Below are 22,969 nucleotides of genomic sequence, written 5' to 3'. Positions count from 1 at the left end.
CTTAAATTATTTGCTTAAGATACTCCACCAGTCTATCTTCTTTTATAGTTACTTGCTCTTTTGTGCGTAAGTTCTTTAATGTTACTGACTTTTCCTCAAACTCTTTTTTACCTATAAATATCAGAAACGAATATCCTTCTTCAGCATATGAAGGAATTAACTTTGTGACAGAAGCGGATTTTAGGTTAATCGTTGTAATATAATTATTTTGCCTTAACATATCGATTATTTTTATTGCATATGATATGGCGTTATCTGATAAGACAAAAACACCAATTTTTGGTTGATTTTCCTTCTTTGCTAAATTATCGAGCACGAGAGCAGTTCTCTCAACTCCTATAGCAAATCCTATTGCTGGAGTAGGACTTCCACCATACAGTTCTACAAGATTATCATATCTCCCTCCTCCAGCAATACTAAAGGAAACGGATGGATGAAGGACTTCAAAAATTAAACCAGTGTAATATGCTAAGCCTCTAACAAATCCTAAATCAATATAAGCTTCTACTCCAAACTCAGTTATTATATTTCTTATTGTAATTATTTGATTTAAATCTTGAACTAGATCATTAAGTTTGTATTTTTCTTCAATTTCTTCCTTTATTTTAGAGTATGATAAATCGTCAAGTTTACGTACTTCAAGGATAGACCTTATAAGCTCTGTATATTCTGAAGAAGGTAGCATCGATAATGCGTCATTAATTTTATTTTTATCAACTAAGTGAAGAAAATGTTCTTGAGAACGATCATCAAGGTTTAATTTTGTTAATATTTTTCGAACCAATGAAATATTATTGATTTTAATTCTTATTTTATCGATTAAATTTAGCTCTCTATATATTTCTGTTATAATCTGTAATATTTCTATATCTGACAAAATATTTGAAGAACCTAAAAGTTCTATTCCTGCTTGCCTAAATTCTCTATATCGGCCGAATTGTGGTTCATCATACCTGTAAACTGTACCTATATAATATAACCTAATTGGCTTTGGCAGATGTTGTAAAGAATTAAGGTAAAACCTTACAATACTTGGCGTGAATTCTGGTCTTAGAGCTACTTCTCTTTCAGCTTTATCTTTAAATACATACATAGTGTTTCTTAGTTCTTCCCCACCCTTTAATGCGAATAATTCGAACTCTTCAAGAATAGGTGTTTCTACTTCTTGATATCCAGCAAGTTTTACTGTTTTAATAAAAGCATTCTCAACTGCCTTTATCTTATAAAGCTCTTCACCGTAATAATCTTTCATTCCTCTTACAGGTTCGTAAGAAACCATGATCACTCACTTCTTAGCTAAATTTATTTCAGATAATAAATAATATGTGACATCCCCATATTTATCAACTATAGCCAGTACACTTTTTTTCTTAATTTTCCTAGAGAATTCTACAAAATTTTCTATTTCCCTAACGTTTAGCACCTTATTTTCATTTACTGGATATATAACATATTCAAATTGATCAGACATCGAGATAAAAATATAATTACCACTTACTATTGATTTTCTACCTCTTTGTTTTAGATCGTTTAATATAATAATTTTGTCAATATCTTCACTCATCTGAGTCTCAATATTCAATTATAACTTAAAAGTATCATATATACTCATTTGTTTATTTTCCATCATGAAATGCCCATATTGTGGGAGTGAGAACTTAGTATGGGATTACAAAAATGGAAACCTTGTATGTACTGAATGCGGTAGTGTACTAGATAAAATATACTCTTATGATAATTATCAAGACAATAATGAAGAAATCATATTAGTCACAAAGTCCCTATACCCGGATTTCTTTCAGAAAATTGAGAGAATAACTAAATATAATAAGGTTAGAACTGTAAAGCGTAAAGGCTTAGAAAAAATAATCGTATATAATGGTTCTTTATTAAGAGAAAGTTCTCTAAATGCATTAAAAGCTATAGAAAATAATGAAAAATTATTGCTTTTATATGATATAATCGACACGCATCCAATGTTTCAATCTAAAAACTCTAAATACAAACTTGCAGTAGCTTTATATCTTTATGATAAAAGAGAATTTAATAGATTATCAAGAAACCTAAACATAAGTGAAAAATATATGAAAAAAATTTTAACAAAAATAAAAATAACTGAAAAAATAAAATTGCAATTACACATGAGAGAAAGACTAAACACATAAGATGGTTCATGTACTTAACTACAAATACTAAAAGAAAACTTTTTATATAAGCACTTCTTATGTGCTTTCAGCGGTGAAAAAATTATGTCCACCACAGCTACAGTTGCAACTACACCAGAAGGTATTCCAGTCATTATTCTAAAAGAAGGATCAAGCAGAACATATGGAAAAGAAGCATTAAGAATAAACATTGCAGCAGTTAAGGCTGTTGAAGAAGCATTAAAAAGCACATATGGACCTAGAGGAATGGATAAAATGCTAGTAGATAGTCTCGGTGATATAACAATTACAAATGACGGCGCTACAATCCTTGATAAAATGGACTTACAACATCCTGCTGCCAAACTTTTAGTACAAATTGCGAAAGGGCAAGATGAAGAAACAGCTGATGGAACCAAAACAGCTGTTATTCTTGCAGGCGAATTAGTTAAAAAAGCAGAAGAACTTCTTTATAAAGAAATTCACCCGACAATTATAGTTAGTGGTTTTAAGAAAGCAGAAGAACAAGCACTAAAAACAATAGAAGAAATAGCTCAAAAAGTATCTGTTAACGATATGGATATATTGAGGAAAATTGCAATAACTTCGTTAAATAGTAAGGCAGTAGCTGGGGCAAGAGAATACCTAGCTGACATTGTTGCGAAAGCTGTAACACAAGTAGCTGAATTAAGAGGTGATAAATGGTATGTTGATTTAGACAATATTCAAATTGTAAAGAAACATGGAGGAAGCATAAATGATACTCAAATAATTTATGGTATAGTTGTTGATAAGGAAGTTGTACATCCTGGTATGCCAAAAAGAATTGAAAATGCAAAAATTGCATTATTAGATGCATCATTAGAAGTGGAAAAACCAGAACTAGATGCAGAGATAAGAATTAACGATCCAACTCAAATGAAGAAATTCCTCGAAGAAGAGGAGAACTTACTTAAAGAAAAAGTTGATAAAATAGCTGCAACTGGTGCTAATGTTGTAATTTGCCAGAAAGGAATTGATGAAGTAGCTCAGCATTATCTTGCAAAGAAAGGTATATTAGCAGTAAGGAGAGCGAAGAAGAGTGATTTAGAAAAATTAGCTAGAGCTACTGGTGGAAGAGTAGTATCCAATATTGATGAATTAACTCCACAAGATTTAGGATACGCTGCATTAGTAGAAGAAAGAAAGGTAGGAGAAGACAAAATGGTATTCGTTGAAGGAGCGAAGAATCCAAAAGCAGTTAGTATACTAATAAGGGGAGGTTTAGAAAGAGTTGTAGATGAAACTGAAAGAGCAATAAGAGATGCTCTAGGAACAGTAGCTGATGTAATAAAAGATGGTAGAGCAGTTGCCGGAGGAGGAGCTGTAGAACTAGAAATAGCAAAAAGATTAAGAAAGTATGCTCCACAAATAGGAGGAAAAGAGCAATTAGCAATTGAAGCATATGCATCAGCACTAGAGAACTTAGTTATGATATTAATTGAAAATGGAGGTTATGATCCAATTGATTTGTTAGTTAAATTAAGAAGTGCTCATGAAAATGAAGCTAATAAGTGGTATGGAATTAATGTATTTACTGGGCAAGTAGAAGATATGTGGAAATTAGGTGTTATAGAACCTGCGGTAGTAAAAATGAATGCTATAAAAGCCGCAACAGAAGCTGCTACTTTAATATTAAGAATTGACGATCTAATAGCTGCTGGAAAGAAGTCTGAAAGTAAAGGAGGAGAATCTAAGAGTACTGAGAAAAAAGAAGAAGACTAAACAACTTTTTTTACCTTAATTAATACCTCTTTTCTTAAATTTGGCGCAACTAATAACGCTTCCCCTATATCTAACTTATCCATAAGTTGTATTCCTTCCTTATCTAATGATAATGAATCCGCAATTACTTTCTTATCAATATTTGACTTTATAGAATGTATAATCTTTATACTAGTATTCTTAATAACCTCTTGATCTACATTAGAAGGACTTTGCGAAACTATACACAATCCTACGTTAAACTTTCTTATTTCTTGCAAGGCTCTACTTATCACAGTATTCATTTGATTAAAATAGTTTTGAGCTTCCTCTATTACTATAAACATTTTCCTATCTTTATTTCTAGTCTCAATAGCATATTCTAATAAAAACCTAAGTATCATTAAAGCATATAATTTTCTAAGTTTAATGCTTCTGATAAAACTTAGATCGATAATATTTCCTCCTCTTAATTTTTCACCTAAGTCCATATATGTATATCCATTATCTGATGATATCAATTTTTCACCTAAACCAGAAAATAGCATGATAATCTTTCTAGTTAACGCGAACTTTACGTCTCTTTGCATAAAAGTATTATCTGAAATATTAGCTGATATTACTTGTAAAAGAGTTTTAAAACTAAACTCGTGCATTTGATTGAGAACTTCTAAACCTAAGTATAATAAGAACTTCTGAGGTTCTGTAAGCTCTAATGCATCACCCATTAGTTCAGCTATATCCATTGTAGTTAAATCGTCTGTATCAATTGGATTTAAAACTAGAAAATTTTGGCTATCATAAACATTAAAATCTCTCAATAAATTCTTATATTCTCCATGCCAATCTAGAATAATAACATCAAAACCTTTTTTCTTTAATTCCATTGAAAGTAGAGCAGCTGTATTTGATTTTCCACTTCCGGTAGATCCAAAAATACCTACATGTCTAAATACATCATTTGATCTAATTCCTATAGGTATTTCACTGGATTCTAGTATATTCCCTAGTTCAATATCATAATCTCCAGATATTATATGATCAGTTTTTACATCAAATTTCTTTTGACCTATGTAACCTGTATATATAACACTTCCTAGAACTTTTGGCAAAGGCAATACTGGATTTACTTTAAAACTTATTGGTTCTAAAGTAACATGGGGTGCAATACTTTCTATCATACTCTTTAATAGTATTGCTTCATTTATGAGATGTTCTATATCTTTATCCTTTTTAGCGTAAAATAATATCGCACTACCTGGGGCAGGATCTAAAAGAGTTACTATAGCTACCTTTAAGTTTCTATCTTTATTTCTTCTTACTGTATCTATCGCAATTTGTAATTCTGAGTTATAATCAATTTTTATGTCATTATTATTCTCTTTCCCTACTATTCGAAATCCTATAAAATAATAACTTTCATCAGTTAACTGCAACTCATAGATGGAATTCTTTATATTCATATGTAAGATAATTTTTTTAATTTTGTTTGAAACATAGAATTTAGATAAAATGACAATTAATAATATTATTGCTAAAACAGAATAGAAAATATATTCTTGATTTAAGGAAAATATATGGAAAGTGCTTCCTAGTAAATATATCCCAACAAGTAAAGGAATGAGAGAGAAATACCTAGTCTCCATGTATTATAAAAAATACTTAAATGAGAGTGTCAAGTGAATTTATAGCAATAGATGAAAGTTTTACTCTTAATTCTTTGTCAAGATTAGAAACAGAAGTCAAAAGATCATTTTTGCAGCATTTTATCATGTATTTAGTCTGGGAAGTAGAAATTTTATTCAAAATATCCTTAATATTTAATGATCCATAGAGTAAGGATAAGAAAAGGATCTCTGGAGATTTAACTCTGGTTTTATATCCTTTATTCATGAAATAATTAAAAATCTCGCACGCTTGATTTACTATAGCAAGCTCAGGTTTAAAATCTATTATTTGTGTTATACATTCCCCGTCAAATTTAATGTATTTTTTTACTTCAATATCTTGTAATTCAGTGATCTCCATATATTTATCCACCGTGATTAATAGGAATTATCTCAACTGTATCTTGATCACTTATTATTCCGTTAAATAATCTATAGTCTTTTCCGTTTACTAAAATAATATAACCAGACTTAATTTTGCCCTTTATAGTAATCATACCATTTTTATCTATTTCATTAATAAGTTCATTAATATTAGAATAAGATTTATTTAAAATAACCTTGTCTGAACCAAAATAACTTACTAATGGACCTTTAAAAATAACACTTACCATTTCTTATTCTTCACCTTCAATATACTCCTCTTCAGATTCTTTCTTAGTCTGCATCTTCTGCATCTTTGCATATCTGGTTAAATATCCAGCTATCCTATTCCTAACTTTTTTTGACATTACATCTACATAAGACTCTACAAGTTTTTTATTTGCTTGATAATCAGTAGTAACTTGATCTTTGAATCTTTCATATAATTGTATAGCAACTCTTTTTATATCCTTCGTGTACACATTCCCCACTTAAATCACCATATGTTTAGATTAAAATAAGAAAAGAAAAAATTAATCATGCCCTTGAGCTTCTTCTTTAGCGTAAACGCTTTCTTTAGCCTTATATACGTCTGATTCTTTTTTGAACCTGTTCTTTAATTTTTCTAGGATTAATGGTAATGTAGTATATTCCATTTCAGTTGGCTCTAATCTGTGTGGCATAAATGGACCATGACGTCTCATATAATCAGCGACAATGTTAGCCAAACGTCTTGTCTCATCAAATGCTGGGTCATCAAATAAATCTGTAGGACCTACTAACTTTCCATTTTTTACATTAAATCCTAAACCTAATAGCCTTGGAGGTCCATCAAATCTAGTAGCTTTAGCATCTCTTTGTGATACTGGCATTAATGGACCGTAGTGACTACCTCTCATCCAGCCTGGTACTAAATGAGGAAATGCAAATGCCTCTAGTGCCTCTCCTAATGCTGGCAATCCATGCTGTAATCTTACTATCATCACTGGGTCATCCTTACCGACGTATTTTCCAGCAATAAGATTAAGTCTCTCAATTGATACTACTGCTGCTAACAAATTATCTTCATTTCTATAAACTCTTCTTATTACATACCTAGCTGGTGTACCTATTAAGGCTAATAAATCATAAATCTCTTGAGGAGCAGAAAGCATAACAGCTTCTCCTTCATATACATCTAAAACTTCGAACTTAAAACCACCATGCATCGTGGGATCTATAACTAATCCAGGAGTATTAAATGGGTCGGCAAACATCTTATATAATGGTAAATTGTATGCTCCAGGCTCAGTTTTATCTGCCATAAATATTGCAATAGGCTCTGAGGTTCTCTCTTCAATATCCATTTCAGCTACTCCAGGCCCTAATCCTCTTACATTACCAGAAAAGGAATCTGATAACAAATCTTGACCAGCTGCATATAATCCTAAGTCTTTAGCTACTTTTGCTGCTTCTTTAAACGCATTCCAAGCAGTCTCATGAACTTTGGTGTCTAATTCCCCTCTTGTATGAGTCATTATTAGTTGTAAATCGTCTCCTACATGAGTTATATAATAGTCTATAATTATTCCTTGTTCTTTTGCAGCCGCTAAAACTTTATTTGCTGCAGCCATTGTATCTGGGTGAACTATGTGATGACCAGCTAAACTTCCTATGTCCGCTTTTATTACACTTATAGTAGTTCTCATCACTCACATATAACTCTTTACAGATAAAAACTTTATGTAGATTCTTCCTTTACGACCTTTAACGAGTAATATTCCCCTGTCTCTTTTTGCAATCTATCTAAGTAACTTCCTGGTTTATTTACGCGAGGCCTTCCAGTTTCCATATCTCTTCTAAATGTTATCCCTAATTCTTTAAGGAACTCATTCATACCACTACTTAGAGTCTGTGGGCTTTTACCAAGACCATGAGATCCCGGCTCTCCTATAAATACCATTATCCTATCTGCTATATAATCATGTAAAGCTAAATCGTGATCAACCATAAAAGTTACACTTTTTCTCTCTCTCGTTACCCTTTTTATAGCCTTTGCAACTATATATCTCTCTTCTACATCTAGGTAAGAAGAAGGTTCATCAAGAACATATATATCTGCCTCCTTAGATAAAGTACCAGCTATATAAAGTTTCTGTAATTCTCCCCCACTTAAATCCTTTACATTAGACTCTAATATTCTATGAAGATTTAGCCTTTTAATTACCTCTTCAAAGAACCATGAGGAGGAGGATAATATGTCTTTCCTAACGTTCTCTAAATATTGCTGAACGGTCCCGTCAAAATCGGGAACTATTTTCTGAGGTTTGTAAGCTAAACTAAGTCCTTCAGTTAAAACTTCACCACTATCAGGCTTAATTTCACCAACAAGAATTCTCATAAAAGTAGTTTTACCTATTCCATTGGGACCTACTATTCCTATCACTTCACCCTCTCTTGCATAACCTTCTTTTACTTCAAGGGTAAATTTATCTAATTTTTTAACTATATCTGTCCATATAACCTTTTGTAATGCGTGAGGATTAAAATCTAAGTCAGTAAGATCTTTAAGATTAAACTTTATCTCTTCGGGCCTTATTTTTACATTTTCTGCTGGGAGATAACCCCTTAAGAAATTATTAATACCAACCCTATTACTATAAGTTTTAGATACCCTGCCATAGACAGAACTCTTACCATATATTATGTTTACGAGATCAGCTAAATAATCTAATACTATTAAGTCATGCTCAACAACAATAACATATTTATTTTTAGTTAATTCTCTAATAGCATAAGCCATGTTAACTCTTTCTTTTATATCAAGATATGAAGAGGGTTCATCAAATAAATAGATGTCGGCATCTTTAAGTAAAGTGGCAGCAATAAGTAATTTTTGAAGTTCTCCGCCGCTAAGATACTTTACATCCTTATCCCAAAAGCTTTTCATATTTAAAAGTTCCTTAACCTCATCTACTTTGCCTCTTTGATCAGCTTTTTTTAAAAGTTCATTTGTAGTTCCTTTAAGAAATCTTGACGCATATTCAACATACTGGATCTTATGTGCTACCTTTATTTTTTTATTATATAATTGATAAAAATAATCATAAATTTCTCTTCCTTTAAAATGATTTAAAACTTCATCAATACTTAACTTTGCTTGAGGATCTCCAAAATTAGGAATTAACTCTCCACTTAATATTCTTAAAATAGTGGATTTACCAGTACTATTTTTACCAAGAATTCCTATAACATATCCTCTTTTAGGAGTCACAATACCAAACAATTTAAAACCATTAACCTTATATCTATGGATAACGTCTTCTCCATACTCATCTGGCAAGTTCACTATATCTATTGCCTCAAATGGGCATTTTTTAATACATATACCACAGCCAATACATGTTTCTTCGTAGATTATTGGCTTACCTTTTACTAAATCTGAAAGCTCAATAGCTTTACTTCCAGACCTATTAATAGGGCAAAAAGAAATGCACTCAAGATTGCATTTATCTGGTTTACAAAAATCATAATTTATTACTGCAACTCTCATAACAACACCTAACTTAGATAAAAGTTAGAAAAAACTTTAATTTATTACCATTCCTCTTCTTCGAAATCCTCTTCTTCCCAATCCTCTTCTTCATCAAATTCATCAAATTCTTCTTCCCAATCCTCTTCAAAAACCAAAACCTTCACCATTTCATCACATGAATGATTAACTTAAAAAATTACCTATCACTCTTTTTCTCTATTATAGCTTTCATTAATTGTACTTAATATAGCGGACCCGCCGGGACTTGAACCCGGGACCACCGGCTTACTTCCGCCGACCGAAGGCCGGCGCTCTATCCTGGCTGAGCTACGGGTCCTCATTTATACTACGTTAAAATCTCTCCTCAAAGCTTAAATAATTACATACTCAAAATTTGTCATTATCTTTACATTTAATTCTTATAATTAACTAGCTTGTTTAAAATACTACTTATTTGATCCTCATTAAACGTTTGGTTTCTTATAAGATCTAAATAAATGGGCCTAGTGAGATGTCTATAATACCTCGACTGATAAATACCAGTAGTTAACTCTCTAGGAACTTTTTCTATTATTTTTTCTCCATAAAATTTATATCCACACTTCTTACATCTAAATCCTTTATTCTTCCCAAGTGATTCAGAAGAACTATTACATTTCGGACATCTTGGATTTCTAAGGATTTTATCGTTTAATTCTAATATTTCTATCCTTTCTGCCTCAATTATTTTTCCAAATTTAATAGACGGTTTTACTGCGCCTATTACTCTTATTATATCTCCTTTTCTAAGATATTTAGATGCTAGGTTTAACTCCCCAGTTTCTTTATACACTAGCACTGACTCATTATTCACGTTAATAATAACATCCCCTCCTTCTATTATCTTAACCATTAAGACTTTTCCTACAATTTCTGTCGTTTGATAAAAATAATTTTTATGAGTGATATGAGAATCTGTTGCTTGATTGGTTTTAAAAATCATAGCCATATCTATACTATCTTTTGTTTTTATTTCATCTAAACCTTTGATTAAAATATCTGCATCTATTCCTCTAATACCATATAAGATTGGATCGTGACCATGAGGAGAAATTAACAAATATTTCTTAATATAATCAACATTTTCAAATACCTTTGGGAAATACTTGTTCTCAAAATTAACTACACTATTAAAATCAATTTCTCTTTTATTTTTACTCCACTCTTCTTCAGGTCTATAGGTAATTAATTCATATGTAATTTCTTCTGGATTATAAGATATAGCGGCTATACTACCTATAATTCCTCGGTCTCCTTTTATCATAATTCCATTCTTTTCTGCATACTCTTTAGCTAAATTTAACGGAACTATGTCTTTCACTGCTTTCTCATAAAACCATGAATCAGTAAACTTATATTTAGCAATCGCCAAACCTGGCTTTCTGTTGTATTTTTTAGCTTTACTTATTTTTTCAGTATATTCAAGAGATTTGTTCCATACTATGTCGATTATTTCTGAAATATCTTTACCACTTTCTATTATTAATTTAATACTTGCATTTCCTCTTGTTTTCCAAGGAATATTTGGATTTAATCTTATTAAATAGGGAAAATCTAAAAGTTTTATCTTTTCTTTTAGAAATTCTTTTATTAATAGAGTTGCGAAATGAGTTGTGCATCCAGCTTCTGGTGAATCATGATCATCTATTCCTATTACTATTTTTTCACTAAGCTCTTCCCTTCCACTATTATCATTGTTAATGTTGATCTCACCTTAGGTAACTTTCTAATAGTATTAGTTACAAAATCTTTTAACTTATCCATCGAATCTGCTTCTATTTTTACCACTATATCGTATACTCCATAAACCACATGAACCTCTGTTACTTCATTCATACTTTTTAGCCTCTCAAATACTTCGTCTTCCCCACCTGCATCCGTATTTATAAGAACTATCGCAGAAGCCATTTTTAATCTACAGAAGGTTTATTAATTATAAAGTTATAAGAACTTTATGAGAATTAATGAAAGTATATATTATAGATTATCATAAGGATGATCCAAAGAAATGTACAGGCAAAAAATTAGTTAAATTACATTTTGCAGAACTTACAAGGCAAGGAAAAGGTATAATTCTTGATCCATATTCTATAAGAACATTATCTATTCTTGATAAAGATATCGCTAAAAAAGCTGGTATAACAATAGTTGATACGTCTTGGAATGAAACATCAGAAATAGAATTTAGGAATATTAAAGGAGAGCATAGAAGGTTACCAATACTATTTGCAGGAAATCCAACAAACTATGGAATTGCATACAAATTATCGTCAATCGAAGCTTTAATAGCAGCATTATACATAATTAATGAAGTAGAGGAGTCTCTAAAAATAGCAAACTTGATAAAGTGGGGTCATACTTTCTTAGAACTGAACAAGGAATTACTAGAATCTTATAGAAACAAAAGTGAGAGTGAGATAATAAAAATAGAGAAGGAGATAATAGAAAAAATTTTAAGGGAGCCCTAGCATAACCCGGCTTCTGTATTATTGGGATTTGACTTAGCGTCCCAGGGAGAATCAGACCCCATTTCATCTTCTCCCTACTTGCTCCAGGAGGGACTACCGTTTCAACTAGTATGGTGACTCTCATCTAGGTGATCTGATCGCTCAGATCACCTTCGAATCATTTTCATTTGCCACCATACTAGTTCGTTTCTGTGTAGTTGCCAGGGGGACTACCCCTACCCCGTAACGGGGTCTCCCTGGGGTCTGGAGGCCGGAGTTTCCTCAGTAACCCGTTGCCCACGCTAGGGCTCCCTAATTATTTTATGGCGGAGGAATTAATATAGATGCAACTATAACTCCAGCAACCATTATTATACTTATAATAATTAATAATTTAGGAGATATCTTAATTTTCTCATTCTCTTCCTCATAATATCTTATTAATCCAGCCATTGAAGCTAATGGGACAGTCTCTTTTTTCTTTTTACTTGATGGCATAGTTATCTCCTAATATTACTTATCTCTTTAACTATTTTTAATGCTTTTTCTAAGTTTTGCTCTATTATATTACCAGTAACTATAATATCAGAACCAGCAAGTGCAAGCTCTTTTGCAACTTCTTCACTTCTTATTCCACCACCAACTATTATCTTAGTATTTTCTAAGTACTTTTTAGTAACTGATATAGCATAGGGTCTTATAGGTTCTGGTGCGCCGGAACCAGCTTCTAAATAAACAAAATCCATTCCAAATAATTCAGCCATAATAGAGTATGCAACTATTAGTTCAATGTTATCATACGGTATAACTCTAGCTCTACCCACATGTGCAGCTGTACCACCATGCCCAACAATAACATAACCTGTTGACAACGTTTCAAGCCTTAGCTTTTTTATTATAGGCGCAGCAATGAGTTGGGCACCAGTAACATAATATATATCATCAGAATTCAATAAAGACATAAAAAGTATAGCGTCAGCTTTTTCTGTAATTAAATTTACATTACTTGGAAATATTATTTTAGGAACCTTAAAATCTTCTAATATGTCAATTATATTATCTAGTTTTTCCTTTGATACTCCTAATGTACCACCAATTAAAAAGCCACTAGTACCAGACTCAACTAACTTAGAAGCTATAGAATATAATGTTTCTAGATCTACCTTATCTGGATCAAATAAAGAAAAATGTAAAACCCTTCCTTCACTCAACTTCTCCTGTATTATCTTCTTCACTTTCCCCTTGAGTTTCATTTTCTTCCTTCTCCTCAGCCTTACTCTCTTTTATTTGTATCTTACCTTCAAAATACCTATCAATAAATTTACCATATGCGTTTGCCTCATCAAAAATTGCTGGAACTTCAAATTCATCTTCTAAACCACAATTTCCACATTTTACTTTAGCTATACCATTTTTTATTTCTACAGTGATTGCAACTCTACCACATCTGGGACATTCAAAGGTATTCGGAATCTTAGGCTTTGGTCTTAGAAGTAGTTGTTTTCTTCTTTTTCTTCTTCCTCCCATCAGATTCACCTTTAACTACTTTACCCCTTGTAATCTTAATTTTTATTCCGTTCTTAAAAACTTCCGCAAAAGAGATATATATAATGCCAGATATCAAAACGCCTACAACAGCTAAATATAATATTCCCAGGGTAGGAATCAACGTTTTTGACCTCGGCTAAATAATATTTTCCGTAGTATAAATGACTTATCCATTGTATAAATTTCCATGATGATATCTATTAACGTTTCCTTGTTTATTTCTATCGTAATAAGCATATCTTTTTCTAATGCATACTCTAAAGCTAACTGATGATAGCATTTATTTTTCTTTCCCCTAAACATAACATTATAAAGAAAATCCTTACATGAACACATTCTCTCGTTAAGTATGTAATCCCTATTTTTGCCTAGAAATATATATAAATAATAATAAGCATCAGAAACTTGTAATCTAATTACTCGTCCTTCAATGACAGCTGATTTAGCTTTTGTAACAGATGAAAGCACAATCATTATATTCGAAATAATACTTTATATAGTATTCATCAATAGAAAATGATTCGATAAGGATAAGAAATAGAAACAAATATTTCGTAATTTTAATTTATTCTTTAAGTATTTTTATTTTTATATAGTAGAAATAATTACGTTAGTTTTACTCCCCCAGTTAAATCTTTCTTAAAATGATAAGTATTTTTTAATCATATTATGAGACGACAAAAAGATGGACCGGCCGGGATTTGAACCCGGGACCTCTCGGATGCCAACCGAGCACTCTTCCAGGCTGAGCTACCGGCCCATTAAATACTATTTCTACTTCTAATTTAAAGTTTATGCACTACATTAGTCTGTAGGATTCTTAGTTGTTCAGCTAAAAGACATTTTTAATTTATCAATTTATTATGTAGATGTTCTATAATTTATTAATATATTACAGAATATTTTATACGATATTTATATATACCTCTCTAAAAAGCAAAAATTAGTCAAACTAAACGTATTGGCTAGGTTATGTTTTCATATTTTCGCTTTTTGTCATAAGTTCCTTATCAAATTTGTTAATTCAGTTGCTAAACCTAATCAAAGTAGAAATGTCATTAAAATAAGTTCTATCAAAATTAGCAACAAAACAATTAAAGAAGAAAACATCATGTTTTATATTTGAACCTAAATATTTTTAACTAGATTCTCAGCATATACTGTTACGCATCTTCTCTTAGCTTATGAATATAACTAAATCTCTAGCTACACTTTCCAGTGTATTTTGTCTCAATTTAATAGCCACATCTAATATTCAATTATATACAATTTATTCAAGCCCTACTCTTTCTTCTCGTTTAAGAGTTAAAGGTATTTGAGTTATATCAAGTTTATATCTTTATTCTTTATTAGTCATTTATAATTAGTTGTATGAAAACAAGATAAACAATAAGTTGGAAAAAGATTAGCTGCAAAATCAGTATTGAATAAAAGATTAATGGAAAGTATTTAACTATCAGCTAATTAAGTGATGACTAGCAAGATGTTATTCTAGGTTGAATACAAATCAATTAAGTATTTATTTTGCTTTTAATTCTAATTTAAAATTTAAGAATAATCAGAGCTGGTAACATAACTAATTTCTATTTAAAGATATTTATTTTTCCTTTAAAATTATACTAATTAATATTTTTGAATTTTTATTAAACACAGAGACCCCTCAATTTCAACTGGAAACTCTTTTCATAACTTTCCGCTACATTAAAATCAATCTCTAGCAATCTTTATTATACAAACCCCTTAGTTTGCATCATTTTCAGTATAATTAATATTCCAGTGGAAATAGAGGGGAAGAAGAGTTCAGTATTACTTTAAAAGTCTCCAGTGGAAATAGAGGGGTTTTTTACTGGGGAGTAAAATGTAGGATCCTTTTTAATGTTCACATATAAAGATAATAGTTAATGAGCAATATCATTGACGATATATTATCATCTCTTAAAAAATCTAAAATATTCCGTAATAGAGAATTATTATTGCCAGATTATGTTCCTGACGAATTGCCTCATAGAGAGGACCAAATTAGAAGACTAGTTGAAATATTATCTCCTATTATTAGGGTAGAAAAACCGAACAATATTTTTATTTATGGACTAACTGGAACTGGCAAAACAGCTGTGACAAAATTTGTACTAAAGAAATTATATGAAAAAATTAACAATTCATTCATTTATATTTACATTAACACAAGACAAACGGACACTCCTTATAGGATCTTAGCGGATATGTTAGAGACTTTAGGTGTTAGAGTTCCTTTTACTGGAATTTCAACAGCTGAGTTATATAAGAGGTTCTTAAAGAAGGTTAGTGAATTAAAGCCTATTATAGTAATAGTCCTAGATGAAATAGACGCTCTAGTAAAGAAACATGGTGATGATATATTGTACAGGTTAACTAGGGCTAATTATGATATAGGGAAAAGTAAAGTCTCACTAATAGGAATAACTAATGATGTGAAATTCATAGAGTTCCTTGACCCTAGGGTTAAAAGTAGTTTGAGTGAAGAAGAAGTAGTTTTTCCGCCATATAACGCCGAAGAATTAGAGGATATTTTAAGAAAGAGAGCTCAATTAGCTTTTTATGAGTCTGCTATTTCTGACGAAGTATTAAAGCTTTGTTCAGCCTTGGCAGCTAGGGATCATGGAGATGCTAGAAGGGCTTTAGATCTTTTAAGGGTAGCTGGAGAAATAGCTGAAAGGGAAGGATCTGAAAAAGTTTCAGTAGAACATGTAAATAAAGCTAGAGTCGAAATAGAAAGGGACAGGGTATTCGAGGTTGTCTCTACACTTCCATTTCATTCGAAACTAGTTTTATTAGCTATTGTTATAGGTTTTAGGGAAAAGAAGAGAAGTTTAACTACCGGAGAAGTTTACGAGATTTATGTTAAACTTACAAAGAAGGTTGGAGTTGAAAGTGTAACGCAAAGAAGGGTTAGTGATATAATTAATGAACTTGATATGTTAGGAATTATTACGGCAAAGGTAGTTAATAGGGGAAGATATGGTAAAACTAAAGAGGTTAATCTTGCTGTTAATGAAGATACAATTATTAAAGCTATAACTGAGAAAGATAATAAGATTGCTGGTCTCTGGGGTAGATGATGGATATTTTCCATTATATTATAAAGGAGGAAAAGGGTATACTGTTTTACTTTCTGTAGTTTATGAAGAATATAAAATTCTTGATGTAGATTTTGGATTTATTAAAGTTGATGGGAATGATGCATCTCGAGTTTTAAACTCATTGAATACAGGAGATATATGTATTTTAGATGGTGTGACTTTTGGTGGTTTCAATTATATAGATCCTAAAGTTCTGACAAAGAAATTCATTATCTTTTATTCATCTAAACCTAATCTGGTAAAAGTTGAGGAAGCTCTAAAAAAGCATTTTACTGAAGAGAGAAGACAAATAATTATGTCTGTGTTGAATAGTTTAGTAAGAATATCTACTATAAAAGGTGATATTTATATTTATACAAATATGGACATGAAAGTTGCAAAGGAAATAATTGAAAAATATCAAATATTTGATAAAATTCCAGAGCCATTAAAAAATGCTCATGAAATTTCTAGCAGTTTATCGACATTCCTATTATCAAAGAGAATCATTTAGCCACAAGTTTCAGTTTCTTGAATTACCTTAGACATCTTTATTCTTTCTTCTCTTTCTTTCAATCTCTCATCGAATATTTTCTTCTCTTTCTCAGTGGCTGGAATAATTTTATTTATAGGTTTTGGTTTTGCATTCTCATCTATTGCTACGAATGAAAATACTGTTCTAGTAACTAATCTTTTCTCTCCAGTATAATGATTTATAGCAAATACTTTAGCTCCAACATCTAACGAAGTGTTTCCAGTATATTCTACTGCTCCTTGTATTTCTAATATATCACCTATTCTAACTGGCGTTAAGAAATTGGCTGAGCCAGCACTTGCGGTAAAAACGTTTCCTTTTGAATATAATTTCGCAACTATTGCTAATGCTTCATCTAGCATTGTGTACATTTTTCCAGCATATAATATACCATTCATAAAACCGTGTTCTGGGTAAATTGTTCTGATGTAGCTTCTTCCGAATGTCATACCTGGCAGAAGGTCATCTGTATCTTCTGAATCTTTTTTCTTTTTTTCTAATCTTTTTTCTCTTCTTTTGTTTGCTTCTTCATTTGCTCCAATTTTTATTGGTAGTGGTCTAGGTCTATTATTTTCATCAACTGCAACATACGTTGTTAAACCTAATGCTCCTAACTCTTCTTTGTCTCCTCTTTTTATACAAGCTTTAACTTTTATTTCAACCGAACTTTCCCAACTTGCTAGAGGTTCTGCAACAATTCTTATTACGTCTCCAACTCTACCCGGTTTAAATAAATAAATATAATCTACTGATGCTAGTAAGTAATTTCCTTTACTAATGCTAGACATTAACATGCCAGAAGTATCGATTAACCAATTCATGTAAATTCCGCCATGTAGACTTCCAAAGTGATTTGCGTGCCAAGGATATACATTATAATATGTTTCTAATTTTATCATTTGACTTCTAATGTATCTTACTGTTTAAAAAATATAATATTTTTTGTCTATTCCCTTAGTATATTCCAGCAATTGCTCTTAGCCTTTCGTCCCCTCGTATTTTTAGAATATATTCGACTACTTTAGTTGGGACTAACTTCTTCCATTCTTCATTATTTTCTATTATAAATCTTCTAATTAATGTTGAATTATATTTTTCTCTATCATATGCTGGTGGTATAGTCACCTCAAATCCTGCCTCTTTAAATAGTCTTATTACCAAAGGGTTTCTAGCGAATACAACATCAAAGCTAGGTGAGAAGGATTTTACATGCGATACCCATACACTGTTCATTAAGATATCTGGTATTGGAATAAAATAAATAGACGAGATATCTATATTTTCATCGAGTAAAGTTTCCCTTATCATCTCAATTCTTTCTCCAGCGGTGAATGGATTAGCCAAAGTATGACTTTCTTGTGCACTTCCAATAACAATTATTAATTCATTAACTTTTTGTAAGGCCCATTTAATTACTGATAAGTGTCCTTTGTGGAATGGTTGGAATCTTCCTGGGTATAGGCCTCTAAGCAGATATCATCACCTTCATTGGCATTAATAACTATAGAGGCGTTCCCTTTATTTATTCCTATTTCTAAGAAACCGTAACCATTTGAATATATCAGTAATTGATTTTCAGCTCCTTGTCCAAAAGTCCTTACAATCTTTACTTCATAGCTCTTTCCTTTATGCTTAACTAAGATTTTTTGCCTTTTATCAATTGATGTTTTTATTGAAGTAGCAACATTTCCAAAATGATCAATGTATATAATTTTTCCACAATAGATTTTTTTGTTATTTTCTGTAGTTTCAGTAAAATTGAAAGATAGCTTTTCTATTTTTTCTTTTTCTAACTGGTTTCCAAATACTTCGAGTTTCACATTTAAAGAAAGATAAGCAGCTGTTACTGAAAATATATCTCTACCGTGAAAAGTATTGGAAATATTTTTACTTAGATACATCTTAGGATTAGTTATTTCTATTACCTCTTGTATTCCATCTTCAGCTATGGCTGGATATAAAACTCCATTATCTGGTCCTACAAAGTAATAATTCTTAGTTTTTACTATTATTGCTTTTCTTTTTGTACCGACTCCGGGATCAATGACTACTAAAAATATAGTTCCCTTTTGAAAGTATCTATAAGCTGTATATAACATATAAGCTCCGGCATAGATATTAAATTCTTTAGCGTTAGGCGATATATATGTAATATCAACATAAGGATTTATCTTCCTTATTACTCCTTCCATTACTCCATTATAGTTATCACTAATTCCAAAATCAGTAAGTATTGCTATTTGGGGTCTTCTCAAGTTTATCAATTAATAACTCAAGGTATGATTTAAGTGTTTTTTCTCCTAAAATGTTAAATTCTTTTAGAAATGTATTGACAAATTGTGTAAGTTCCTCTTCCTTTACATTAATTCCTTCAATCTCTATGAATTCTCCCAAATCAGTTACTTTATCTAGAGATACTATGAATTTATCTATCTTATAATTTTTTCTAATTTTCTCAATTTTTAATGTTTTAATAAAACCAAGCCTTTGTAAGATTAAATCCATAGAATTTAAATTGTCAACTTTTACAATTATTTCTTCTCTGGATTTTGATTGCTGTGATAGTTTGGGTCCCTTATATGTTAGTTCTATCATGTTATTGTTAATAACTCTTAGCCTTAAAGCCTCATCAGTTTTCCTAAAATCCCTAACTGGACTATTATAATATATATCTACTTGGTATTCTTCATTTATTGGCTTATATTTTTCATTCAGTTTTCTCTCTATATCTTCTAGCTTTGGAGAAATTAGCTTTATTTTAATCTCTCTCTCTATATGGCTCATAGTTATGTCAATTGAAGATTATATAAAAAAATATAATAATTTGTTTTTCGTCTCACCTAGCTTTAAGGCAATTAGACTTGCACGTAAATATAAATTCTTAGATTACATGATTGAAAGGTATCTTAAAATTATGGGAGATAATGAAACGGAAGAGTTCTTATACAGTTGCTCATATCCGTTAAGAAAGAGTATACGATGCAATGATTTGCTTATAAGTTGTGAAAAATTAGAAAGAAGAATGAGAGAAAAGGGATTTGAGCTAGAGAAAGTACACTGGTTAAAACATGGATATATTGTAAAATCTGTTCCTCCAAGACCTTCTTTAGGTGCAACAATAGAATATTTATCTGGATATTATTATATTCAAGGTCTTGCATCAATGGTTCCTGCTTATGTCCTTAATCCAACTAGTCAAGATTTTGTATTGGATATGGCTGCTGCCCCAGGTGGTAAGACTACTCAATTAGCTCAATTAATGCAAAACAGTGGTATAATAGTAGCAGTTGAAAAGTCTAGGGAGAGAATAAGATCATTATATTCTAACATAAATAGAATGGGAGTGAAGAATACCATATTGCTTAGGGCCGATGCAACTATTTTGAATAAATTGAATGCTAAATTTAGCAAAATTTTATTAGATGCTCCTTGTAGTGGAGAAGGTTTAATACCAGAGGATCCCTCTAGGAAAACTAAAACCACTATTGATGATTTAAGAGAATTCTTTTACACTCAGTTAAGGCTAATAGATACAGCATATAAAGTATTAAAAGAGGGCGGAGTTTTGGTTTATTCGACATGTAGTGTAGCACCAGAGGAAAACGAGGCTGTAGTAAATTATCTAGTTGAAAACTATAATGTAAAAATAGATAAAATTTCTGGTTATCCTGCAATAAGTGGACTAACTGAATATAATGGCATTAAATTTGATGAAAGTTTAAGAAATTGTATCAGATTTTATCCACATAAGAGTGGTACTGAGGGGTTTTTTATTTGCAAGATAATAAAAGAATAATAGCGGAAAAAATTTCATTAAATAGAATTTTAAACTATATCAATAAAATTTTTGAGAGATATAAATGTGAAAAAGAGTATTCCTTTCTCGAAAATAAAGAGATATTTATGTTTAAGTCTAAGTATTCTATCGTAGAAATAATTGATAAATCAATTAATACTGACATATTTCTTCTAGAATTAAATAAGATTAATATGTTCCCTTATAGTTTAGGTGAACCCATACTGATGATAACTGAATCTGGTAACGTTAAGCCACTATTGCCTTTATCAAGATACCTAATTAAAATATGTAAAAATAAAATTGTTCTAAACGAAAAAATGAGTGAAATTATAACATATGGTAAGCCAATAACTATAGTAAATAAAGAAATAGAGGAAAAACACTATTTAGCTATCAATAAATATGGAGAATTTATAGCTTATGTAACAGTAAAAAAAGAGAACAATAAGGTTAAGATAATACCAGAATTAGATATAGGATGGTATTTAAGGAAGGGCGGATAAAAGTTTATTAGGTGTAAGTGAGAAGGAATTCATTTAGAAAGTAAGGTGAACTAAATGTCATCTGATGGGAAAAAAGTTAAAAGCCTTTCAGACCTTCCAGGTGTAGGGCAAAGTATTTTAAATAAACTCATTGAAGCTGGATATTCCTCATTAGAAGCTGTAGCTGTAGCGTCTCCTCAAGATCTAAGTGTAGCTGCTGGTATACCTTTAACAACTGCACAAAGAATCATAAAAGAGGCACGTGAGGCTTTAGATATAAGATTTAAAACAGCACTAGAGGTAAAGAAGGAAAGAATTAACACAAAAAAAATAACTACTGGAAGCCAAGCATTAGATGGATTACTTGGTGGAGGAATAGAAACTAGAACAATGACAGAGTTTTTCGGGGAATTTGGTTCTGGTAAAACTCAATTATGCCATCAGTTAAGTGTTAACGTTCAATTACCATTAGAAAAAGGTGGTTTAGGAGGTAAAGCTGTATATATTGATACTGAAGGAACATTTAGATGGGAGAGAATAGAAGCTATGTCAAAGGCTATTGGTTTAGAACCAGATAGTGCGATGAATAACATTTACTATATGAGAGCAATAAATAGTGATCATCAAATGGCAATAGTTGATGATCTTCAAGAACTTATTGGAAAAGATCCCGCAATAAAATTAGTAATAGTTGATTCTATTACTTCTCACTTTAGAGCAGAATTTCCGGGTAGAGAAAACTTAGCAGTTAGACAGCAGAAACTTAACAAGCATTTACATCAATTAGTAAGATTAGCTGAAATGTACGATTTAGCTGTAATAATAACTAACCAAGTTATGGCCAGGCCAGATATGTTTTATGGAGACCCTACAGTTGCTGTAGGCGGACATACGCTTTATCACGTGCCCGGTATTAGAGTTCAATTAAAGAAAAGTAGAGGTAATAAGAGAATAGCTAGAATTGTTGATGCACCACATTTACCAGAAGGAGAGGTAGTGTTTGCTATCACGGAAGAAGGAGTTAGAGATGCTGAAGAGTAATTTTTAATTTTTGCCATTATATCTTCATGTATGGATGTTCTTTGGGCTCCTTGGAGATCAAAATATGTCTCTGAAGCTTCTAAAAATAAGTCAACTTCCTGTTTATTTTGTGATGTAATTTCAAAAAATGAGGACAAACAAAATTGGATTCTTTATAGAGGTAAATTCTCTTATATAATACTTAATGCTTTTCCATATAACCCTGGTCATCTTATGATAGTACCTTACAAACATGTTAGTTCTATTGAAGGATTAGATGACAAAGAGATTCTAGAAATAAATCATTTGTTGAAAGCTAGTATTAAAGCTATTAGAAGAGTATATTCTCCGGATGGATTTAATGTTGGTATAAATATAGGTAGAGTTGCTGGTGCTGGAATAGATCAACATGTACATGTTCATTTGGTGCCTAGATGGAATGGTGATGCTAATTTTATGCCAGTGATAGGGGGAGTTAAAGTTCTTCCAGAAATGTTAGAAGATACATATAATAAATTAAAGCCAGAAATAGAAAAAATACTTAGTGAAGAGGCCCTCGATCTCTGACTA

Annotated in this window: 28 protein-coding genes, 2 tRNA genes and 1 other RNA gene; 9 read left to right on the top strand and 22 right to left on the bottom strand. The window is 31.2% G+C overall.

Going from position 1 to position 22,969, the window contains the following annotated elements:
• Position 1: 1 nt before the first annotated feature.
• Positions 2–1,279 carry a histidine--tRNA ligase gene (gene hisS, locus ACAM25_RS06550; RefSeq protein ID WP_369611503.1) on the bottom strand — a complete coding sequence of 426 codons (1,278 nt, stop codon included), beginning with the start codon at positions 1,277–1,279 and terminating at the stop codon, positions 2–4.
• Positions 1,280–1,285: 6 nt separating this feature from the next.
• Positions 1,286–1,564 carry a ribonuclease BN gene (locus tag ACAM25_RS06545; protein ID WP_369611502.1) on the bottom strand — a complete coding sequence of 93 codons (279 nt, stop codon included), beginning with the start codon at positions 1,562–1,564 and terminating at the stop codon, positions 1,286–1,288.
• A gap of 64 nt (positions 1,565–1,628) precedes the next feature.
• On the opposite strand from ACAM25_RS06545, the gene ACAM25_RS06540 reads away from it, so the two are divergent.
• Positions 1,629–2,165 carry a TFIIB-type zinc ribbon-containing protein gene (locus ACAM25_RS06540; protein WP_369611501.1) on the top strand — a complete coding sequence of 179 codons (537 nt, stop codon included), beginning with the start codon at positions 1,629–1,631 and terminating at the stop codon, positions 2,163–2,165.
• An 84-nt stretch (positions 2,166–2,249) separates the two neighbouring features.
• Positions 2,250–3,908: a thermosome subunit beta gene (gene thsB / locus ACAM25_RS06535; protein ID WP_369611500.1), complete on the top strand. Its 1,659-nt coding sequence runs from the start codon at positions 2,250–2,252 to the stop codon at positions 3,906–3,908.
• Here thsB and ACAM25_RS06530 read toward each other — a convergent pair.
• From ACAM25_RS06530 to ACAM25_RS06490, 9 genes are all read right to left on the bottom strand, one after another.
• The gene (locus ACAM25_RS06530; RefSeq protein ID WP_369611499.1) at positions 3,905–5,350 is read right to left on the bottom strand and encodes an ATP-binding protein; all 1,446 of its coding nucleotides are present in this window, start codon (positions 5,348–5,350) and stop codon (positions 3,905–3,907) included. The two genes, thsB and ACAM25_RS06530, sit on opposite strands and share 4 nt — an antisense overlap.
• A gap of 199 nt (positions 5,351–5,549) precedes the next feature.
• Entirely contained in the window at positions 5,550–5,915 is a 366-nt protein-coding gene (locus ACAM25_RS06525; protein WP_369611498.1) for a hypothetical protein, read from the bottom strand.
• A gap of 4 nt (positions 5,916–5,919) precedes the next feature.
• A complete protein-coding gene (locus tag ACAM25_RS06520; protein ID WP_369611497.1) occupies positions 5,920–6,168 on the bottom strand; it encodes a MoaD/ThiS family protein in 249 nt (82 codons plus the stop codon).
• A 3-nt stretch (positions 6,169–6,171) separates the two neighbouring features.
• On the bottom strand, positions 6,172–6,408 hold the full coding sequence (locus ACAM25_RS06515) for a 30S ribosomal protein S17e (protein ID WP_369611496.1): 237 nt from the start codon (positions 6,406–6,408) through the stop codon (positions 6,172–6,174).
• Between the two features lie 42 nt (positions 6,409–6,450).
• Positions 6,451–7,605 carry a fructose-1,6-bisphosphate aldolase/phosphatase gene (gene fbp, locus ACAM25_RS06510; protein ID WP_369611495.1) on the bottom strand — a complete coding sequence of 385 codons (1,155 nt, stop codon included), beginning with the start codon at positions 7,603–7,605 and terminating at the stop codon, positions 6,451–6,453.
• Between the two features lie 32 nt (positions 7,606–7,637).
• Positions 7,638–9,449, bottom strand: coding sequence for a ribosome biogenesis/translation initiation ATPase RLI (locus ACAM25_RS06505; RefSeq protein WP_369611494.1), 1,812 nt, complete (start codon positions 9,447–9,449; stop codon positions 7,638–7,640).
• Positions 9,450–9,681: 232 nt separating this feature from the next.
• Positions 9,682–9,768: transfer RNA gene (locus tag ACAM25_RS06500), tRNA-Arg, on the bottom strand.
• A gap of 75 nt (positions 9,769–9,843) precedes the next feature.
• Entirely contained in the window at positions 9,844–10,842 is a 999-nt protein-coding gene (locus tag ACAM25_RS06495) for a DUF1743 domain-containing protein (RefSeq protein WP_369611493.1), read from the bottom strand.
• A 284-nt stretch (positions 10,843–11,126) separates the two neighbouring features.
• Positions 11,127–11,378, bottom strand: coding sequence for an Lrp/AsnC family transcriptional regulator (locus ACAM25_RS06490; protein WP_369611492.1), 252 nt, complete (start codon positions 11,376–11,378; stop codon positions 11,127–11,129).
• Between the two features lie 56 nt (positions 11,379–11,434).
• Between ACAM25_RS06490 and ACAM25_RS06485 the strand changes: the two genes are divergently transcribed.
• The gene (locus ACAM25_RS06485) at positions 11,435–11,938 is read left to right on the top strand and encodes a DUF367 family protein (RefSeq protein WP_369611491.1); all 504 of its coding nucleotides are present in this window, start codon (positions 11,435–11,437) and stop codon (positions 11,936–11,938) included.
• On the opposite strand, the gene rnpB is transcribed toward ACAM25_RS06485, so the two are convergent.
• The 7 genes from rnpB to ACAM25_RS06450 form a co-directional block, all read right to left on the bottom strand.
• An RNA gene (gene rnpB / locus ACAM25_RS06480) (RNase P RNA component) lies at positions 11,928–12,230 on the bottom strand. The two genes, ACAM25_RS06485 and rnpB, sit on opposite strands and share 11 nt — an antisense overlap.
• Positions 12,231–12,238: 8 nt before the next feature.
• Entirely contained in the window at positions 12,239–12,415 is a 177-nt protein-coding gene (locus ACAM25_RS06475) for a preprotein translocase subunit Sec61beta (protein ID WP_010978264.1), read from the bottom strand.
• 2 nt (positions 12,416–12,417) lie between these two features.
• Positions 12,418–13,170, bottom strand: a complete 753-nt coding sequence (locus tag ACAM25_RS06470; protein WP_369611490.1) for a geranylgeranylglyceryl/heptaprenylglyceryl phosphate synthase — start codon at positions 13,168–13,170, stop codon at positions 12,418–12,420.
• The gene (locus ACAM25_RS06465; protein WP_369611489.1) at positions 13,121–13,444 is read right to left on the bottom strand and encodes a transcription elongation factor; all 324 of its coding nucleotides are present in this window, start codon (positions 13,442–13,444) and stop codon (positions 13,121–13,123) included. The genes ACAM25_RS06470 and ACAM25_RS06465 overlap by 50 nt, the downstream gene beginning before the upstream one ends.
• Complete coding sequence (locus ACAM25_RS06460; protein ID WP_369611488.1) at positions 13,392–13,586, bottom strand: hypothetical protein; 195 nt, start codon at positions 13,584–13,586, stop codon at positions 13,392–13,394. Before ACAM25_RS06460 ends, ACAM25_RS06465 begins: the two co-directional genes overlap by 53 nt.
• The gene (locus ACAM25_RS06455; RefSeq protein ID WP_369611487.1) at positions 13,583–13,933 is read right to left on the bottom strand and encodes an SWIM zinc finger family protein; all 351 of its coding nucleotides are present in this window, start codon (positions 13,931–13,933) and stop codon (positions 13,583–13,585) included. The genes ACAM25_RS06460 and ACAM25_RS06455 overlap by 4 nt, the downstream gene beginning before the upstream one ends.
• A gap of 218 nt (positions 13,934–14,151) precedes the next feature.
• Positions 14,152–14,225, bottom strand: a tRNA-Ala gene (locus ACAM25_RS06450).
• A gap of 1,141 nt (positions 14,226–15,366) precedes the next feature.
• On the opposite strand from ACAM25_RS06450, the gene ACAM25_RS06445 reads away from it, so the two are divergent.
• Both ACAM25_RS06445 and ACAM25_RS06440 read left to right on the top strand, forming a co-directional pair.
• Positions 15,367–16,563, top strand: a complete 1,197-nt coding sequence (locus ACAM25_RS06445; RefSeq protein WP_369611486.1) for an ORC1-type DNA replication protein — start codon at positions 15,367–15,369, stop codon at positions 16,561–16,563.
• Positions 16,541–17,077, top strand: coding sequence for a DUF99 family protein (locus ACAM25_RS06440; RefSeq protein ID WP_369611485.1), 537 nt, complete (start codon positions 16,541–16,543; stop codon positions 17,075–17,077). The genes ACAM25_RS06445 and ACAM25_RS06440 overlap by 23 nt, the downstream gene beginning before the upstream one ends.
• Here the strand turns inward: ACAM25_RS06440 and ACAM25_RS06435 are convergent.
• From ACAM25_RS06435 to cyaB, 4 genes are read right to left on the bottom strand one after another with little or no spacing between them, the layout of a single operon-like run.
• The gene (locus ACAM25_RS06435) at positions 17,074–17,997 is read right to left on the bottom strand and encodes a hotdog domain-containing protein (protein ID WP_369611484.1); all 924 of its coding nucleotides are present in this window, start codon (positions 17,995–17,997) and stop codon (positions 17,074–17,076) included. The two genes, ACAM25_RS06440 and ACAM25_RS06435, sit on opposite strands and share 4 nt — an antisense overlap.
• Positions 17,998–18,052: 55 nt before the next feature.
• Entirely contained in the window at positions 18,053–18,571 is a 519-nt protein-coding gene (locus ACAM25_RS06430) for a nicotinamide-nucleotide adenylyltransferase (RefSeq protein WP_369611625.1), read from the bottom strand.
• On the bottom strand, positions 18,511–19,353 hold the full coding sequence (locus ACAM25_RS06425) for an S-adenosyl-l-methionine hydroxide adenosyltransferase family protein (RefSeq protein WP_369611483.1): 843 nt from the start codon (positions 19,351–19,353) through the stop codon (positions 18,511–18,513). Before ACAM25_RS06425 ends, ACAM25_RS06430 begins: the two co-directional genes overlap by 61 nt.
• Positions 19,322–19,882, bottom strand: a complete 561-nt coding sequence (cyaB, locus tag ACAM25_RS06420; RefSeq protein ID WP_369611482.1) for a class IV adenylate cyclase — start codon at positions 19,880–19,882, stop codon at positions 19,322–19,324. Before cyaB ends, ACAM25_RS06425 begins: the two co-directional genes overlap by 32 nt.
• Before the next feature lie 4 nt (positions 19,883–19,886).
• On the opposite strand from cyaB, the gene ACAM25_RS06415 reads away from it, so the two are divergent.
• The 4 genes from ACAM25_RS06415 to ACAM25_RS06400 are packed head-to-tail and all read left to right on the top strand — an operon-like array spanning position 19,887 to position 22,966.
• The gene (locus tag ACAM25_RS06415) at positions 19,887–20,894 is read left to right on the top strand and encodes an RsmB/NOP family class I SAM-dependent RNA methyltransferase (RefSeq protein WP_369611481.1); all 1,008 of its coding nucleotides are present in this window, start codon (positions 19,887–19,889) and stop codon (positions 20,892–20,894) included.
• Entirely contained in the window at positions 20,873–21,400 is a 528-nt protein-coding gene (locus ACAM25_RS06410) for a hypothetical protein (protein WP_369611480.1), read from the top strand. Before ACAM25_RS06415 ends, ACAM25_RS06410 begins: the two co-directional genes overlap by 22 nt.
• 54 nt (positions 21,401–21,454) lie before the next feature.
• The gene (gene radA / locus ACAM25_RS06405; protein ID WP_369611479.1) at positions 21,455–22,420 is read left to right on the top strand and encodes a DNA repair and recombination protein RadA; all 966 of its coding nucleotides are present in this window, start codon (positions 21,455–21,457) and stop codon (positions 22,418–22,420) included.
• A gap of 30 nt (positions 22,421–22,450) precedes the next feature.
• Positions 22,451–22,966, top strand: coding sequence for an HIT domain-containing protein (locus ACAM25_RS06400; RefSeq protein ID WP_369611478.1), 516 nt, complete (start codon positions 22,451–22,453; stop codon positions 22,964–22,966).
• The last annotated feature ends 3 nt before the right edge of the window (positions 22,967–22,969 follow it).

The organism is Sulfurisphaera javensis, assembly GCF_041154675.1.
Classification (GTDB): domain Archaea; phylum Thermoproteota; class Thermoprotei_A; order Sulfolobales; family Sulfolobaceae; genus Sulfurisphaera; species Sulfurisphaera javensis.
Note: the sequence above shows the minus strand (reverse complement) of the source record. Positions and strands in the feature narration are given on the sequence as shown.